A 17,052-nucleotide genomic window follows, 5' to 3' on the forward strand; every position below is an offset into this window, starting at 1 on the left:
CACATTTAATCGCAATCAACTGTGGGAGCCGGGCTTGTCCGCGATGAGGCCCTGAAGGCTGGCAGCTTAATCCCTGAAGAAATGAGGTCAAGTGCTCAGGTAGCGCCCGATCAAGGCAATACCGCTCGCCAGCACCAGCCAGGTCACCAATCTTACAAACGCTTCACGGGACATGCGCATCGTCAACCTGCGCCCACACCACAGCCCAAGCGCCATCGCCGGCAACAGGCACACCGCCAACATCAACAACGGCAAATCCGCATACACCCCGGCAATCAGGAACAAGCTCAGGCGCACCACCGTGCTGCAACTGATCAACGCACTCTGGGTGGCGCGCGCCGCGTCCTTTGGAAGGCGGCTATTCAGATAGATCGCGTAGAGAAAGCCGCCACTGCCGAACAACGCACCAAATAACCCGCCCACGGTGCCCATCGGAATCGACCATCCCGCCGCCAGCTGAGCCGGCCGCGCCTTTACCGCCAGGCTGTAGAGAGCGTAGGCACTGATGAACAGGCCCATCAGCAGCAATAACAGGTCCGAATGCAGGTTTAGCAAAAACACCATGCCCAGTGTGCAACCCATCGCCATGCACGGCAGTAACCGCAGCAGTTCCGGCTTGTTCACATCACGCCGCGCTTGCAGCAGGTTGCCAAAGGCCGCGACAAAATCCAGCAGCACCAGCAGCGGGATGATTTTCGACAGTGGCATAAACAGGATCAGCAGTGGCCCCGCCACCAACGCCGTACCAAAGCCGGCGATGCCAAATACGATATAGGCCACAACGATGCCCAGGCCGATGACCAACCAATCCATACCATCAAACGACCACTGGCTCATCAACTCGACCGGGCTCATGGGTAATTCCTTATTAGAGATGGCAATCACTTTAGCCAGCGGTGAGCGATGCGACTAATATCTTCAAAGCCATCCACCCATCTCGAAAAGGCATGACGCGTGATTTCCACCCGCCAACTGCGCTACTTCGTTGAAATCGCCGACAGCGGCAGCTTCACTGCCGCCGCCGAGCGTCTGTTTGTGGCGCAGTCAGCGCTGAGCCGGCAGATTAAGGAGCTGGAGACCCACCTGCAAACCCCGTTATTCGAACGCACGGCGCGCCAGCCGCGACTCACGGCTGCGGGTGAAGCCTTCTATCCTCGAGCCCGCAACCTGCTGAGCGAATTACTCAAGGCCAGCGAGATGGCAACCCAAGTGGGTAATGGCGAATTGGGCACGCTGCGCCTGAGCCATTCGAGCACCGTGCCGATGAGCGGCCCATTGCTGCAAGGTATCAGCACATGGCTGGAACGCTGCCCAGGGGTGTCGATGGACATCGTTAAACTGTCTTCCGAAGCGCAGTTGGAAGAGATCGCCGACGGACGCCTGGACGTCGGGCTCTTGCGCCTGCCCGTGTTGCGCCAGCGCGAAGGCGTGCGAGTCGTGCCTTTATATAGCGAGCAACTGTTGCTGGCGGTGCCGCCGAATCATGGGCTGGCGCGCAGCAATGCGCCTATCGAACTGGAGCAATTGAAGGACGAAGCGTTTATCTCGATCCCCCATCCCCAACGCGGCGGCCTGAGTTATCTGTCAGCCGAGTTGTGCATGCGCGCGGGATTTTTCCCCAAGGCCGCGCGGGTGATGTCCCGCAAGACCACCCAGTTGCAGCTGATCCAGGCGGGCTTCGGTATTGCCTTGTTACCAAAGTCCATGCGGGACATCGCCCCGGTCAACGTGCACTTTCTGCCCCTGGCCGACCCGGACTGCCTCAGCACCGTGGCCCTCGCCTGCGCGCAGGCGCCAAGTGCGCTGGTGGAGCAATTCTGTCAAACACTGCGCGAATGCCTATAAACTGCCGCCCATGATTAAAGATCCTTTTGCCCGACTGGGCCTGGACCGCGAAGTCCTGACTGTCAGCCAGCTCAACGGCCGCGCGCGGGTGTTGCTGGAAGACGTGTTCACCAATATCTGGGTCGAAGGCGAGATCTCCAACCTCGCCCGCCCGGCCTCCGGCCATGTGTATTTCACCCTCAAGGACAGCGGCGCCCAGGTGCGTTGCGCGCTGTTTCGCAACAACGCCGCGCGGGTTCGCCAGGCGCTGAAGGATGGCCTGGCGGTGAAAGTGCGTGGCAAGGTCTCGCTGTTCGAAGGCCGGGGTGATTACCAACTGATCCTCGATACCGTGGAACCGGCCGGTGATGGCGCGTTGCGCCTGGCGTTCGATGCGCTGAAAGAAAAGCTCAGTGCCGAAGGTCTGTTCAGCGCTGAACGTAAAGTGCCGCTGCCGGCGCATCCTCGGCGCATCGGCATTATCAGCTCGCCAACCGGCGCGGTGATCCGCGACATCATCAGCGTGTTCCGCCGCAGGGCACCGAACGTTGAGCTGACATTGATCCCGACAGCCGTGCAAGGCCGCGAAGCCATCCCGCAGATCGTACGTGCGCTGAAACTCGCCGACGCACGGGGCTTTGATGCGCTGATCCTGGCGCGTGGTGGCGGTTCGCTGGAAGACCTCTGGTGCTTTAACGAAGAGGCCGTGGCACGCGCGGTGGACGCCTGCGTTACGCCCATCGTCAGCGCCGTTGGCCATGAGACCGATGTGTCCATCAGCGATTTCGTCGCCGATGTCCGCGCCCCTACCCCATCCGCCGCAGCGGAATTGCTCGCGCCGGACGCCAGCCACTTGGTACGCCAAGTCGAAAACCTGCACCGTCGCCTGGTGATGCTGATGCGCAATCGCCTGAGCCATGACCGCCTGCGCCTGGAAGGCATGGCCCGACGTCTGCGTCACCCTGGCGAGCGTCTGCGCCAACAGGCCCAGCGCCTGGATGACCTGGACATGCGCCTGCGCCGTGCGTTCGAGCGCAGCCTCAATACCCGGCGCGAACGCTTGATCCGCCTGGAAACCCGTCTTGCCGGCCAACACCCCGGCCGCCAACTGGCCCTGCTGCGTCAGCGCCTGGACAGCCTCGCCGAACGCCTGCCCCGCGCCATGCGCGAAGGCCTCAAGGCGCGGCGCCTGCAACTGCAAAGCCAGGTGCAGACGCTGCAGGTGGTCAGCCCGCTGGCGACCCTGGGCCGTGGTTACAGCATCCTGCTGGACGAACGCGGCCAGGCCATTCGCAACGCCGCGCAGACCCACACCGGCCAGCGCCTCACCGCGCGTCTCGGTGAGGGCCAATTGCAAGTACGGGTGGAAGACAACCACCTGACACCCGTCACCCTTTCGTTATTGGATTGATTAATGCCACGTCTCTTTAGTCTGTTGATGCTGCTGTGCCTCGCCGTAAATGCCCAGGCCGACAGCTATATCACGCGCACCTTGAACAAACCCGTGCCGGGTGGCGTTGCAGTCGTAGAACTCGGCCCCTCGGCGGCAGCGCCGAAAGCCACCTATCAAGGCAAACCGGTACTGGTAGTGAAGGAGGCGGACAACTGGCTGGCGATTGTCGGCATCCCGTTGACCGTTAAACCGGGCAACGAGCGCCTCAGCAGCGGCGGGCGCAGCCTGCCGTTTATCGTCGGTTACAAGAAGTACCCGGAACAGCGCATCACCCTGAAAAACAAAAGCCAGGTAAACCCTGAACCGGCGCAACTCAAGCGCATCGAAGGCGAACTGGCGGTGCAGCTCAAGGCCTACCGCAGTTTCAGCCCGAACCTGCCGAGCAACCTGGTGCTGGATAAACCGGTGAACGGGCCGCTGTCGAGCAAGTTTGGCGTACGCCGTTTCTTCAACGGTGAAGAACGCAATCCGCATTCCGGCCTGGATTTCGCCGTACCCGCGGGCACTCCAATCAAGACCCCGGCGAACGGCAAGGTGATTCTCACCGGTAACTACTTCTTCAACGGCAATACGGTGTTCGTCGACCACGGCCAGGGCTTTATCAGCATGTTCTGCCACATGTCGAAGATCGACGTGAAAGTGGGCGATCAACTCACGCGCGGCGCAGTGGTCGGCAAGGTCGGTTCAACGGGCCGTGCGACCGGACCGCACATGCACTGGAATGTCAGCCTGAACGATGCACGGGTCGACCCGGCAATCTTTATCGGCGCGTTCCAACCCTGAACCGTCCGATTGCGCGCTCGATAATGGGCGCGCAATTAAAACCAGCCATCACCTTATAACCAAGCACAAAATCTCGTTTCCTACGCAGATAACAGAACTTCTCTCAATTTTTCTCGACTGCTTGCCATCTTTCACCCCGGCGGTTAGGGTTGAGCTTATGAAAACCTCTCACACCCTCATTCAGCTCCGCCAGCACCGCAGTTTGTGCCTCGTCAGCGCACGACTGCCAAGCTGAATCGATCTGCCTCGTCTATACGTTTTATCCCTAAAAACAGTTCTACGGCAGGCCGCCTTTTCTCGGCCCCTACTACAAAGGATTTCCCGATGAGCATGCTCAAAGACCCGTCTTCGAAGTACCGCGCGTTTCCGACCATCGATATCCCGGACCGCACCTGGCCATCGAAGACCATCACCGAAGCGCCGATCTGGTGCAGCTCCGACCTGCGTGATGGCAACCAGTCGCTGATCGAGCCAATGGACGCCGCAAAAAAGCTGCGCTTCTGGAAGACCCTGGTAGCGGTAGGCGTTAAAGAAATCGAAGCCTCGTTCCCGGCTGCGTCGCAAACCGACTTCGACTTCGTACGCACCCTGATCGAAGACAACCACATCCCCGAGGACACCACCATCCAGGTGCTGACCCAGGGCCGTGAAGACTTGATCGCGCGCACGTTCGAATCCCTGCGCGGCGCCAAGAAAGCCATCGTTCACTTGTACAACGCCACATCGCCGTCGTTCCGTCGCATCGTGTTCAACCAGGACAAGGACGGCATCAAGGCCATCGCGGTCAACGCCGCCAAGCTGTTCGTCAAATACGCCGCCCAGCAGCCGGAGACCCAATGGACCTTCGAATACTCCCCGGAGACCTTCAGCGCGACTGAGCTGGAGTTCGCCAAGGAAGTGTGTGACGCGGTGATCGAGGTGTGGAACCCGACGCCTGAGCACAAGATGATCCTCAACCTGCCGGCCACCGTGGAATGCGCCACGCCAAACATCTATGCCGACCAGATCGAGTGGTTCGGTCGCCATATCAACCGTCGTGACAGCGTGATCATCAGCCTGCACACCCACAACGACCGTGGCACCGGCGTGGCCGCCACCGAGCTGGGCCTGATGGCCGGCGCCGACCGTGTCGAAGGCTGCCTGTTCGGCAACGGCGAGCGTACCGGTAACGTCGACCTGGTCACCGTGGCCTTGAACATGTACACCCAGGGCCTCGACCCGCAGCTGGATTTCTCCGACATCGACGGCGTGCGCAAAGTCGTCGAAGAGTGCAACCAGATCCAGGTGCACCCACGTCACCCGTACGTTGGCGACCTGGTGCACACCGCGTTCTCCGGCTCCCACCAGGATGCGATCCGCAAAGGTTTCTCCCAGCAGAAAGACGATGCGCTGTGGGAAGTGCCGTACTTGCCGATCGACCCAGCGGACATTGGTCGCAGCTACGAAGCGGTGATCCGTGTAAACAGCCAGTCGGGCAAAGGCGGCATCGCCTACCTGCTGGAGCAGGAATACGACATCAGCTTGCCGCGCCGCATGCAGATCGAGTTCAGCCAAGTGGTACAGGCCGAGACCGACCGCGTCGGCCTGGAGATGACCGCGCCGCAGATCTACGCGTTGCTGCAGCGTGAATACCTGCAAGCCAACACCCCGTACGCGCTGGTCAGCCATCGTCTGCAGGAAGAGAACGGCAACAGCTTTGTCGAAGTGGAAGTTTCGGGCAAAGGCCAGGGAGAAACCAACCTGCACTGGAAAGGCAAGGGCAACGGCGCGCTGGAAGCGCTGGTGGCGGGCTTGCCGATTGGCGTGGAGATCATGGACTACAACGAACATGCGATTGGCGCGGGGACCAACGCCAAGGCGGCGGCCTACATTGAGCTGCGTGTGAACGGTGAGCGTCCCGTGCATGGTGTGGGGATTGATGAAAACATCACCACTGCCAGCTTTAAAGCGCTGTTCAGTGCGCTGAACCGGTCGTTGAGCCAGTTGGAAGCGAAAGCGGCGTAACTGACCGCTGAATGCGAAAGGCCCCTGGGTGAGAACTCAGGGGCCTTTTTGTTGGACTTGGATTTTGTGCTGTTTGTGAAGGCCTCATCGCGGGCAAGCCCGGCTCCCACACTTGACTGGGTTCACACATCAAACTGTGGGAGCGGGCTCGCCCGCGATGGCGGTCTTTCAGACAAACAGAAAGTTGTCGGCATCCAGGTTCGCCGGAAACCGCGTACGATACGCCGCCAGCTCGGCCGCCTCCAGACACACCTCAAACACACCATCCGCCTCCCCGGCACTCAGCAAGGTCTCACCCTGGAAGTCCAGCACCTGGCTATCCCCGGTGTAGGCAAACCCCTTCCCGTCCGTCCCCACCCGATTGACCGCCGCCACATAGCACAGGTTTTCAATCGCCCGCGCCGGCAACAGCCGATTCCAATGCTGGCGCCGCGCGCCCGGCCAGTTGGCCGTGTACAGCAGCAGGTCGGTGTCCTGGGCATCGCGGCTCCACACCGGAAAGCGCAGGTCATAGCAAATCAACGGGCGAATACGCCAACCCTTCAACTCAAATTGCACCTGCCGCTCGCCGGGGGTGTAGTGATCATGCTCGCCGGCCATGCGGAACAGGTGGCGCTTGTCGTAATGCAGCACTTCGCCATCCGGCCGCGCCCACAGCAGGCGGTTGCGATGGCTGCCGTCGGCGGCCTGGATGATCAAACTGCCGGTGATCACCGCGTTGTACTTCGCCGCCTGGGCCTGGAGCCAGCGATGGGTGGGGCCGTTTTCCGGTTCGGCCTGAGTGGCCGACTCCATGGAAAAACCGGTGGTGAACATCTCCGGCAGCACGATCAGGTCGGCGCCCTTGGCCTGCTCCAGCAGCCGTTCGAAGTGCTCGAGATTGGCCTGGCGGTCGTGCCACACCAGGGTAGTCTGGACCAGAGCGATGTTCAGGTTTGGTAACGCAGTCAAATCACGCATAGTTTCTCGGCTGCTTGTTGCAGCGTTTCCTCGCGTTTGGCAAAGCACAGGCGCACCAGGCGCTGGCCTTGGGGTGGGGTCTGGTAGAACACCGAGACAGGGATGGTTGCCACGCCGTGTTCGCGGGTCATCCAGAGGGACATGGCGACGTCGTCCAGGTCCGGGCGGATCTGTGAGTAATCGACCAACTGGAAGTAGGTGCCGGTGACGCGAGTAAAGCTGAAACGCGACGGTGCCAGCAGGTCACAGAACAGGTCGCGCTTGGCCTGGTAGAAGGCCGGCAGTTCATCGACGTGCTCTGGGTGGTCGGCCATAAAATCGGCCAATGCGAACTGCAACGGCGTCACGCCGCAGAAGTTAACGTATTGGTGCACTTTGCGCAGTTCGGCGGTAAGGGCCGGTGGCGCGACGACGTAGCCGGTTTTCCAGCCGGTGACGTGGTAGGTTTTGCCAAAGGAACTGACCACAAAGGCGCGCTGGTACAGCTCTTCGTGGGCCAGCACGCTGACATGGGGCACACCGTCGAATACCAGGTGTTCGTAGACCTCGTCGCTGACCAGGTAGATATCGCGGTCGCGGATCAACGCCGCCAGTTGGTCCAACTCGGCGCGGCTGATCAAGGCGCCAGTGGGGTTGTGCGGAGTGTTGAGGATGATCATGCGCGTGCGCGGCGACAGCGCAGCCTTGATCTTTTCGACGTCGAGAGCAAAGCCTTGCAGGCTCAGTTGCACATGCACGCAACGGCCACCGGCCAGTTCGACCGAGGGCTCATAGCTGTCATAGCATGGGTCGAACACGATGACTTCATCACCACTGCGAATCACCGCCTGGATTGCGCAGAAGATCGCAGCGGTAGCACCAGGGGTGATGGTCACTTCGCTGTCGGCATCCACCGTGGCGCCATAGCTGCGGGCGATCTTGGCCGCCACTTGTTGACGCAAGGCTGGCAGGCCGGTCATCGGTGAATATTGGTTGTGTCCGCTGGCAACGTGCTTGCCCACGGCATCGAGCAAACCTTGGGGACCGTTGAAGTCCGGGAAGCCCTGGGACAGGTTGAGCGCACCGGTTTCGGCAGCGAGTTGCGACATGGTGGTGAAAATGGTGGTGCCGACATTTGGCAGCTTGCTGGTGATCATCGGAGGCCCCTGCAGGTGAGCCCCAAGTTTTAAGCTGCCAATTGAAGCGGGTCAAGGCACAAACCGTCGCGCACAAAAAAGGGCTCGTAAAGAGCCCTTTTTTGATAAGTCGATGTCAGCGCTTGTCGCGGCGCTTTTTGTCGGCTTTCTTGTGGTGCGTCATCATCCGGCGCTTTTTGTTCACTTGGCGGTCGGTGAGGCTGTTCTTGTTACCTTCGTACGGGTTTTCGCCACCCTTGAACTCGATACGGATCGGCGTACCGACCAGCTTCAAGACACGGCGATAGGTGTTTTCCAGGTAACGCACATAGGACTTCGGCACCTTCTCGATCTGGTTACCGTGGATCACGATAATCGGCGGGTTGGCACCACCCAAGTGGGCGTAACGCAGTTTGATCCGGCGGTTGTTGACCATCGGCGGTGCATGCTCGCCCACCGCATCTTCCAGGATCTGGGTGAGGCGGTTGGTCGGCCAGCGGGTGACCGCGGACTTGAACGAGTTCTGTACGGACGCGTAGAGGTTACCCACGCCGGTGCCGTGCAGTGCCGAGATAAAGTGGATATCGGCGAACTCGACGAAGAACAGGCGACGCTGCAGCTCGATCTTGACGAAATCGCGCTCGCTCGGCGTCATGCCGTCCCACTTGTTGATCGCGATCACCAGTGCCCGACCAGCCTCAAGGGCAAAGCCCAGCAGGTTGAGGTCGTGGTCGACCACGCCTTCGCGGGCGTCCATCACGAAGATCACCACGTTGGCGTCTTTGATCGCCTGCAGGGTTTTCACCACCGAGAACTTTTCAACTTCCTCGTGGATTTTGCCGCGCTTGCGCACACCAGCGGTGTCGATCAGCGTGTATTTTTCTTCGTTACGTTCGAACGGGATGTAGATGCTGTCGCGGGTGGTGCCGGGCTCGTCATAGACGATTACCCGGTCTTCACCGAGCATGCGGTTGACCAGGGTCGACTTGCCGACGTTAGGGCGACCGATGATGGCGATCTTGATACCGTCTTTTTCACTCGGGCCAGGAATGCGCTTGGCTTCCTCACCTTCGGCGACGATCTCTTCTTCACCCTCTTCTTCCTCAGCGTCATCCTTTGGGAAAGTGCTAAGGGCAATTTCCAGCATCTGGGTGATGCCGCGACCGTGAGCACCGGCGACCGGGATCGCGTCGCCCAGGCCCATCGGGCTGAATTCGGCACGGGCCTGCTCAGGATCGATGTTGTCGATCTTGTTAGCGACCAGATAGGAACGCTTGTTGCGCTTGCGCAGGTGCTCGCCAATCATCTGGTCAGCAGCGGTGTAGCCCGCACGGGCGTCCACCAGGAACAACACGACATCAGCTTCTTCAATGGCCAGCAGCGACTGCTCGGCCATCTTTTCGTCCATGCCATGTTCGTCACCGGAGATACCACCGGTGTCGACAATAATGTAGGAGCGCCCTTGCCACTTTGCCTCACCGTATTGGCGATCACGGGTCAGACCGGACAAGTCGCCGACGATGGCGTCGCGAGTCCTGGTCAGGCGATTGAACAAGGTGGACTTGCCGACGTTAGGTCGGCCCACCAGGGCGATTACGGGAACCATGCGGCTCTCCACTTCGTTATTTCAGAAAATACAAAAGCCGCTGCAAGGCAGCGGCTGGTGCTCGGGGCAGCATCATCAGATGCCGCATGCCTCGCCGAAGCGAGGCCGCCTGGGTGTTACCCCAAGCATAGTTCTTACTTGATGGTCAGGGCTTCCAGCTTGCCGCTGTTGCCATACACATAAAGCATGTTACCCACCACCAGCGGACGCGCACGCAGGCCGTCGCTGTCGATACGCTCGCGACCTACGAAGCGACCGTCTACCTGGCTCAGCAGGTGCAGGTAGCCTTCGAAGTCACCGACCGCGACGTAGCTGGAGAACACTTCCGGTGCCGACAGTTGGCGGCGAGCCAGGGAGTCGTTGCTCCACAGTGCAGTGGTGGAACGCTCGTCGACACTTTCAACGGTGCCGGACGCAAGGCTTACGTAGACGCTGCCAAACCCTTGGGCGACACCTGCGTAGCTGGAAGCATCACGCTGCCAGTTAACGCGGCCGCTCTGCAGGTCCAGTGCGGCAACGCGGCCCTGGTAAGTGGCGACATAGAGGGTTTCACCGGACAACAGCAAGCCGCCGTCGATGTCCACTACGCGGTCCAGCTCGGAACGACCTTGCGGAATGGCCACACGGGTTTCCCAGGCCGGCACGCCGTTCTGAGTGTTCAGGGCGACCACTTTACCGGTCGACAGGCCCGCAACGGCCAGATTGTTGGTCACAATCGGACCACTGGTACCACGCAACGTCAGTACCGCAGGGGTGCTGTCGTACAACCAACGCTGTTCGCCAGTGCTGGCGTCGAGGCCGATGACGCGGTCGTCCTGCGTCTGTACCACGACGATATCGCCGTTGGTAGCAGGCGGTGCGAGTACTTCACTGGTCACGCGAGCGCGCCATTTCTCTTCACCGGTGCTGGAATCCAGCGCCACGACTTCGCCCTTGAGCGTGCCGAGCATCACCATGCCATAACCCACGCCTACGGCGCCGGAGACAGGCAATTCGAGATCCTTGGACCACTTCACGTCGCCGTTCATGCGGTCCATGGAGGTCACAACGCCAGTCACGTCAGCGGCCACAATGTTGTCACCGTCGATTGCCGGTACCAACATGTTGTAGGTGTCGCCCTGACCGTCACCAATGGAGCGGCTCCACTGCTTTTGCAGGACCACTTCTTCCTTGAAGCTGGTCAGCTCGGCAGGAGGCAGTTCTTTTTTACTGTTGCTGCTGCAACCCGCGGCCAGAACGGCCAGAGCCAGCAATGCTGCATGTTTCCAACGGATCACGTCACGCATCCCCTTTGGCCAAGTCGTCCAGCTTGATTTGTAAGCCACCGACCGCCGCTTCATCAGACAGCGCCGCCTTGGCTTTTTTGTACGCAGCATTGGCTTCGTCGGTACGACCCAATTGGACCAACAGGTCGCCCTTGAGCTCTTCGCGAGTGGCTACAAATGCCTTGTCAGCATCGCCGTCGAGCAGTTTGAGTGCTTCGTCAGCCTTATTCTGTGCCGCGAGTACCTGAGCCAGGCGCTGACGTGCGATTTCACCCAGGGTCGGGTTGGTCGGCTTGTCGGCGACAGCCTTCAGTTCTGCGGCGGCGTCGTCCAGCTTGCCGGTGTCGACCGCAACTTTCGCGACGAACAGGCTGCCGTATTGGGCGTAGGTGCTACCGCCGAATTCGTTCTTCAGCTTGCCGGCCAGGTCAGCGACCTGCGCGGGGTCCGGCTTGCCATCTGGCGTCAGCGTGGTTTCCAGCAATTGCTGATAGAGGATCGAGGCGCCTTGGGACTGGTTGGCCTGATATTTGGTCCAGGCTTGCCAGCCGAACACCACTACTAAAGCCAGCAGACCGCCAGTAACCAGGGGCTTGCCATTACGCTGCCACCAGTCCTTGAACTCGGCCAGTTGATCATCATCAGAACTCGACACCCCAATACTCCTTAATCGCTAAATTCGGCTGTTCGACAGCTTCAACCCTGCACGACGCAGGTGGCCAAGTGCGCAGCGAGCGCATCAAAGGCAATGTTCTGTTGCTCGCCCTGGCCACGCAGGGGTTTAAAACCTATCACTTGCTGGGCCAATTCGTCATCGCCGAGGATCAGTGCATACAGCGCACCGCTCTTGTCGGCCTTTTTGAACTGGCTCTTGAAGCTACCAGCGCCGGCATTGACCTGCAGGCGCAGGTTCGGCAGTTGGTCGCGCACTTTTTCGCTCAGGGCCAGGGCCGCCAGTTCGGCAGCCTCGCCAAAGGCGCAGAGGTACACGTCCACCTGACGGGAAATTTCTTCAGGGACTTGCTCCAGGGTTTCCAGCAGCAGGATCAGCCGCTCGATGCCCATGGCGAAGCCCACACCCGTGGTCGGCTTGCCGCCCATCTGCTCGACCAGGCCGTCGTAGCGGCCACCGGCACACACGGTGCCCTGGGCGCCGAGCTTGTCGGTGACCCACTCGAAGACAGTCTTGCTGTAGTAGTCGAGGCCGCGCACCAGCTTGGTGTTGATCACGAACGGAATACCGGCCGCATCCAGGCGAGCCTTGAGGCCCTCGAAGTGGATACGGGATTCGTCGTCCAGGTAATCGGCCATTTTCGGCGCATTGATCAATACGGCCTGGGTATCGGCGTTCTTGGTGTCCAGTACGCGCAGCGGGTTGGTCTTCAGACGGCGCTGGCTGTCTTCGTCCAACTTGTCCAGGTGGGCTGACAGGTACTCGACCAGGGCCACCTTGTAGCGGCCGCGGGATTCGCTGGTGCCCAGGCTGTTGAGCTCAAGCTTGACCGCGTCGCGGATGCCCAGCAGGCCCCACAGGCGCCAGGTCAATACGATCAGCTCGGCATCAATGTCTGGGCCATCGATGTTGAACACTTCCAGGCCGATCTGGTGGAACTGGCGATAACGGCCTTTTTGCGGACGCTCGTGGCGGAACATCGGGCCGATGTACCACAACTTCTGCGGCTGGCCAGCACCGGTGAGACCATGCTCAAGCACGGCGCGCACGCACGCGGCAGTACCTTCCGGACGCAAGGTCAGGGAGTCACCGTTGCGGTCTTCGAAGGTGTACATCTCTTTTTCGACGATGTCAGTCACTTCACCGATGGAGCGCTTGAACAGCTCGGTGAACTCGACGATCGGCATGCGGATCTGCTTGTAACCGTAGTTATCCAGCAGGCGCGCGACAGTGCTTTCGAAGTAGCGCCACAGCGGCGTCTGCTCCGGCAGGATGTCGTTCATGCCACGAATGGCTTGCAGAGACTTGCTCACATCAAATCCTTAAATTCGTTCAATCAGCCGCGCGCTATCAGCGCTGCGTCAGCTGCAACCTTTTCGGCCGCTTTCTGGCGGATCAGCCTTTCGAGCTCATCCACCAGATTGTCATTCGTTAACTTCTGCGCCGGCTTGCCGTCGATGTAGATCAGGTTCGGGGTACCGCCAGTCAGGCCCACATGGGCTTCCTTGGCTTCGCCTGGCCCGTTCACCACGCAACCGATCACTGCAACATCCAGCGGCACCAGCAGGTCTTCGAGGCGCAATTCCAGATCGTTCATGGTTTTCACCACGTCGAAGTTCTGCCGCGAGCAGCTCGGGCAGGCAATGAAATTGATGCCACGGGAACGCAAACGCAGGGATTTGAGAATGTCGTAACCGACTTTCACTTCCTCTACGGGGTCTGCCGCCAGGGAGATGCGGATAGTATCGCCAATCCCTTCGGCGAGCAGCATACCGAGACCCACCGCAGATTTCACTGTGCCTGAACGTAAACCGCCCGCTTCAGTGATACCCAAGTGCAGTGGCTGTACGATTTCCTTAGCCAGCAAGCGGTAGGCTTCGACCGCCATGAACACGTCGGAGGCCTTTACGCTGACCTTGAAGTCCTGGAAATTCAGGCGTTCAAGGTGTTCGACGTGGCGCAGTGCCGATTCAACCAGCGCTGCCGGGGTGGGCTCGCCGTATTTCTTTTGCAGGTCTTTTTCCAGGGAACCGGCGTTGACGCCGATGCGGATCGGAATGCCACGGTCACGAGCAGCATCAACCACAGCGCGAACACGGTCTTCACGACCGATGTTGCCCGGGTTGATACGCAGGCAATCCACACCCAACTCGGCTACGCGCAATGCGATCTTGTAGTCGAAGTGAATGTCGGCAACCAACGGCACCTTGACCAGTTGCTTGATGCGACCGAAAGCTTCGGCAGCGTCCATGTCCGGCACGGACACCCGCACAATGTCCACGCCAGCGGCTTCCAGGCGGTTAATCTGGGCAACGGTGGCGGCCACGTCATTGGTGTCGCTGTTGGTCATGCTTTGTACCGCGATGGGGGCATCGCCACCCACCGGCACCGAGCCGACCCAGATCTTGCGCGATACGCGACGTTTGATTGGAGATTCGCCGTGCATGACTATTGTCCCAACTTCAGGCGAGCTGTCTCGCCACTGGTGAACGGCGCCACGTCTACAGGCTGGCCGTTATAGGCCACTTGCGCGCCGCGGGCAAAGCCCAGACGCAGCGTCAAAGGAGACTTGCCGCCCTGATCAAGCGTATCTCCCTTACGCTTCAGACCGCTGAACAGCACTTTGCCATTACCATCGGTGAGTTGCGTCCAGCAGTCAGCGACAAAGGTGATCTGTACGCGGCCATCACCGGCGATCAACGCTGGGGTGGTGGGCGGCGAAATCGTAGCGGCTGGAGCTGGAGTCGCTGGCGCCTGCGCAGGAGCGGCCGGGGTATGGGCCTGGGCAACAGGGGCGGTCGGCGTGTGAGCCGGTGCAGCCGGTGTCGCGGGAGTCGGTAGGGCAGCGGTCGCGTCAGGCGCGGTTTCCGGTGCTGGCTGCTCAGTGGCAGTTGGCGCTTCAGGCGCGGCCTGGCCTTCGACAACGGCCTGGTCTTCCGGCTCGTCCAGCGGATGAATCTGAGTGGTGCCGTCGGCGCTTTCGACTTCGACGTGCTCCATGGCGTTGCTGGTCATGTCCTTGGTGCGCTGGGAGGCCTGGTCTTGCCACCAGACGAAACCGCCGCCAATGACAGCAACCAGCAACAACAGGCTGACAATTCGCAAAATAGTGTGGGAAACCCGCACTGGCTCTTCGATTCGACCCAAGCCATGCACATTGCTGCCTTGGGAGTCGGTACCGGTGAATTGATCGAATTGCTGGACCAATATGGCCTGGTCAATACCCAGCAATTTGGCATAGGCACGGATATAGCCACGGGCAAAGGTATGCCCAGGCAGCTTATCGAACGCGCCGGCTTCCAGGTTGCCAAGGGACGTGGTGGTCAAATTGAGCTTGAGGGCCACTTCCGCCAGCGACCAACCATTGCTTTCGCGGGCCTGACGCAAGGTGTCGCCTGGGTTTACGCGATTAGCTGCTACAACTTCCGGGTGCGCCGCTTTCATCATTGCTCCGACAGGTATTGCTGATATTCCGGCGTACCGGGATAGAGTCGTTCGAGTTGCTGGCCAAAACGTGCGGCTGTGTCGCGTTCTTCATGAACCGTCGCCAGGCGCACACCGAGCAATAGACTACGTGCATTTTGCCCGCTGAGCAGGCTAAAACGCTCGTAATAGTCACGTGCCGGCACATAATGCCTGTCTTCGTAGGACAACTCAGCCATTTCGAGCAATGCCCGAGGCTGGCGACCGTTCAAATGCAGGGCTTTTTCCAGTTGTTGGCGGGCGCTGTCGCGTTGACCGAGACGCATGGAGGTCACCCCGAGGTTCTCGAACACCCGCGAACGCTCAGGATAAAGGGTATCGGCGCTGGCTTGCTGAAAATAACGAGCGGCCTGGTCATAACGTTTCTGCGCAAACAGAAAGCTGCCGTAATTGTTCAGCAGCCGCGGGCCTGCAGGTTTTGAGGCGAGTGCCTTGAGGAAATACTGCTCAGCCAGTTCAGGCTCGGCCTGGGCCTGGAACACCAGTGCCAGCGCGCCATTGGCGTCAGCATCGTCGCTGTCCAGCTCAAGGGCCTTCTTCAACGGCACCTTGGCCTGCTCGCTCATGCCTTGCTGCAGGTAACCCAAGCCCAATTGCACATAGGCAACTCGCGCCTCATCACGGCCTTTACCCGTGTGCATAGGGCTGTCATAACCCGATGAAACACAACCGGCCGCGAGACCGGTAACCAGCAAAAGCAGCGCAAGGCGCAAGGGCATAGAGATCCTCTCTCAGATTCGATTCACAGCAATCAGCGGCAAATCGTCGGCGGCGTTCAGTTCGCGTCCGGCGATATAACGTTCGCTGCGGCGGGTGCGGTCCATCACCTGCCCTACCAATTGGCCACAGGCGGCGTCGATGTCTTCACCACGGGTGGTGCGCACGGTGACGTTGTAACCGGCCTGGTGCAGTTGATCCTGGAAACGGCGGATGGCGTTGTTGCTCGGCCGCTCGTAGCCAGAATGGGGAAACGGGTTAAACGGAATCAGGTTGATCTTGCACGGGGTGTTCTTGAGCAGTTCGATCATCTCGACCGCGTGTTCAACCTTGTCGTTGATGTCCTTGAGCATGGTGTACTCAATAGTCAACACGCGCTTCTCGCCCAAAGTTGCCATGTAGCGCTGGCAAGATTCGAGCAGCATCTTAAGCGGATACTTCTTGTTGATTGGCACCAATTGGTTACGCAATGCGTCATTCGGTGCGTGCAGCGACAACGCCAGGGAGACGTCGATGTGCTTGGCCAACTCATCGATCATCGGCACCACGCCGGAGGTCGACAGGGTCACACGGCGCTTGGAGATGCCGTAGCCCAGGTCGTCCATCATCAGGTGCATGGCCGCGATCACGTTGTCGAAGTTCAGCAGCGGCTCACCCATGCCCATCATCACCACGTTGGTGATGGCACGGTCGACGGTCGCCGGGACGCTGCCAAAGGATTTGTTGGCAATCCACACCTGGCCGATGACTTCGGCGGCGGTGAGGTTGCTATTGAAGCCTTGCTTGCCGGTGGAGCAGAAACTGCAGTCCAGGGCACAGCCTGCCTGGGACGAAACGCACAAAGTGCCACGTTTGCCCTGGGGAATGTACACGGTCTCGACGCAACTGCCGGACGCCACACGCACCACCCATTTACGGGTGCCGTCGGTGGAGATGTCCTCGCTGACAACCTCGGGACCACGGACCTCAGCGATGGCTTTGAGCTTGTCGCGCAGGGCCTTGCTGACGTTCGTCATGGCGTCGAAATCGTCGACGCCAAAGTGGTGAATCCATTTCATTACCTGACCGGCACGGAAGCGCTTCTCCCCGATTGAGTCGAAGAATTTCTCCATTTCCGGCTGAGTCAGACCCAGCAGGTTGGTTTTAACAGTCGATGTCGTCATGGATTC

15 protein-coding genes are annotated in these 17,052 nt (G+C 60.0%); 4 read left to right on the plus strand and 11 right to left on the minus strand.

The window, feature by feature from the left end; genetic code table 11:
* Nucleotides 1-87: 87 nt before the first annotated feature.
* Nucleotides 88-855, minus strand: coding sequence for a sulfite exporter TauE/SafE family protein (locus tag HU722_RS24090; protein WP_065889983.1), 768 nt, complete (start codon nt 853-855; stop codon nt 88-90).
* Between the two features lie 99 nt (nt 856-954).
* On the opposite strand from HU722_RS24090, the gene HU722_RS24095 reads away from it, so the two are divergent.
* The 4 genes from HU722_RS24095 to leuA all read left to right on the plus strand — a co-directional run bounded on the left by HU722_RS24095 (nt 955) and on the right by leuA (nt 6,064).
* Nucleotides 955-1,845, plus strand: coding sequence for a LysR family transcriptional regulator (locus tag HU722_RS24095; RefSeq protein WP_065889987.1), 891 nt, complete (start codon nt 955-957; stop codon nt 1,843-1,845).
* 10 nt (nt 1,846-1,855) lie between these two features.
* A complete protein-coding gene (xseA, locus tag HU722_RS24100; protein ID WP_065874534.1) occupies nt 1,856-3,235 on the plus strand; it encodes an exodeoxyribonuclease VII large subunit in 1,380 nt (459 codons plus the stop codon).
* Nucleotides 3,236-3,238: 3 nt separating this feature from the next.
* Nucleotides 3,239-4,060: a M23 family metallopeptidase gene (locus HU722_RS24105; RefSeq protein WP_065880755.1), complete on the plus strand. Its 822-nt coding sequence runs from the start codon at nt 3,239-3,241 to the stop codon at nt 4,058-4,060.
* A 324-nt stretch (nt 4,061-4,384) separates the two neighbouring features.
* Nucleotides 4,385-6,064, plus strand: a complete 1,680-nt coding sequence (leuA, locus tag HU722_RS24110) for a 2-isopropylmalate synthase (RefSeq protein WP_065874532.1) — start codon at nt 4,385-4,387, stop codon at nt 6,062-6,064.
* A gap of 168 nt (nt 6,065-6,232) precedes the next feature.
* Here leuA and HU722_RS24115 read toward each other — a convergent pair whose 3' ends face one another.
* The 10 genes from HU722_RS24115 to rlmN form a co-directional block, all read right to left on the minus strand.
* On the minus strand, nt 6,233-7,024 hold the full coding sequence (locus tag HU722_RS24115; protein WP_065880754.1) for an amidohydrolase: 792 nt from the start codon (nt 7,022-7,024) through the stop codon (nt 6,233-6,235).
* Nucleotides 7,012-8,160 (minus strand): pyridoxal phosphate-dependent aminotransferase, encoded by a 1,149-nt coding sequence (locus tag HU722_RS24120; protein ID WP_065874530.1) that lies wholly within the window; start codon nt 8,158-8,160, stop codon nt 7,012-7,014. Before HU722_RS24120 ends, HU722_RS24115 begins: the two co-directional genes overlap by 13 nt.
* Before the next feature lie 115 nt (nt 8,161-8,275).
* Nucleotides 8,276-9,745 carry a ribosome biogenesis GTPase Der gene (gene der, locus HU722_RS24125; RefSeq protein WP_049711641.1) on the minus strand — a complete coding sequence of 490 codons (1,470 nt, stop codon included), beginning with the start codon at nt 9,743-9,745 and terminating at the stop codon, nt 8,276-8,278.
* 134 nt (nt 9,746-9,879) lie between these two features.
* Nucleotides 9,880-11,031 (minus strand): outer membrane protein assembly factor BamB, encoded by a 1,152-nt coding sequence (bamB, locus tag HU722_RS24130; protein WP_049711640.1) that lies wholly within the window; start codon nt 11,029-11,031, stop codon nt 9,880-9,882.
* Complete coding sequence (locus HU722_RS24135) at nt 11,024-11,665, minus strand: YfgM family protein (RefSeq protein ID WP_065874529.1); 642 nt, start codon at nt 11,663-11,665, stop codon at nt 11,024-11,026. Before HU722_RS24135 ends, bamB begins: the two co-directional genes overlap by 8 nt.
* A gap of 41 nt (nt 11,666-11,706) precedes the next feature.
* Nucleotides 11,707-12,996 carry a histidine--tRNA ligase gene (gene hisS / locus HU722_RS24140; RefSeq protein WP_065889990.1) on the minus strand — a complete coding sequence of 430 codons (1,290 nt, stop codon included), beginning with the start codon at nt 12,994-12,996 and terminating at the stop codon, nt 11,707-11,709.
* Nucleotides 12,997-13,019: 23 nt separating this feature from the next.
* Nucleotides 13,020-14,129 carry a flavodoxin-dependent (E)-4-hydroxy-3-methylbut-2-enyl-diphosphate synthase gene (gene ispG / locus HU722_RS24145; protein WP_017736818.1) on the minus strand — a complete coding sequence of 370 codons (1,110 nt, stop codon included), beginning with the start codon at nt 14,127-14,129 and terminating at the stop codon, nt 13,020-13,022.
* Between the two features lie 2 nt (nt 14,130-14,131).
* Complete coding sequence (locus HU722_RS24150; protein WP_065889992.1) at nt 14,132-15,127, minus strand: RodZ domain-containing protein; 996 nt, start codon at nt 15,125-15,127, stop codon at nt 14,132-14,134.
* Nucleotides 15,127-15,885 (minus strand): type IV pilus biogenesis/stability protein PilW, encoded by a 759-nt coding sequence (gene pilW / locus HU722_RS24155; protein ID WP_065874527.1) that lies wholly within the window; start codon nt 15,883-15,885, stop codon nt 15,127-15,129. The genes HU722_RS24150 and pilW overlap by 1 nt, the downstream gene beginning before the upstream one ends.
* 12 nt (nt 15,886-15,897) lie before the next feature.
* Nucleotides 15,898-17,046, minus strand: coding sequence for a dual-specificity RNA methyltransferase RlmN (gene rlmN, locus HU722_RS24160; protein WP_049711635.1), 1,149 nt, complete (start codon nt 17,044-17,046; stop codon nt 15,898-15,900).
* Between the last annotated feature and the right edge of the window lie 6 nt (nt 17,047-17,052).

The sequence above is a fragment of the Pseudomonas tritici genome (genome assembly GCF_014268275.3).
GTDB lineage: Bacteria > Pseudomonadota > Gammaproteobacteria > Pseudomonadales > Pseudomonadaceae > Aquipseudomonas > Aquipseudomonas tritici.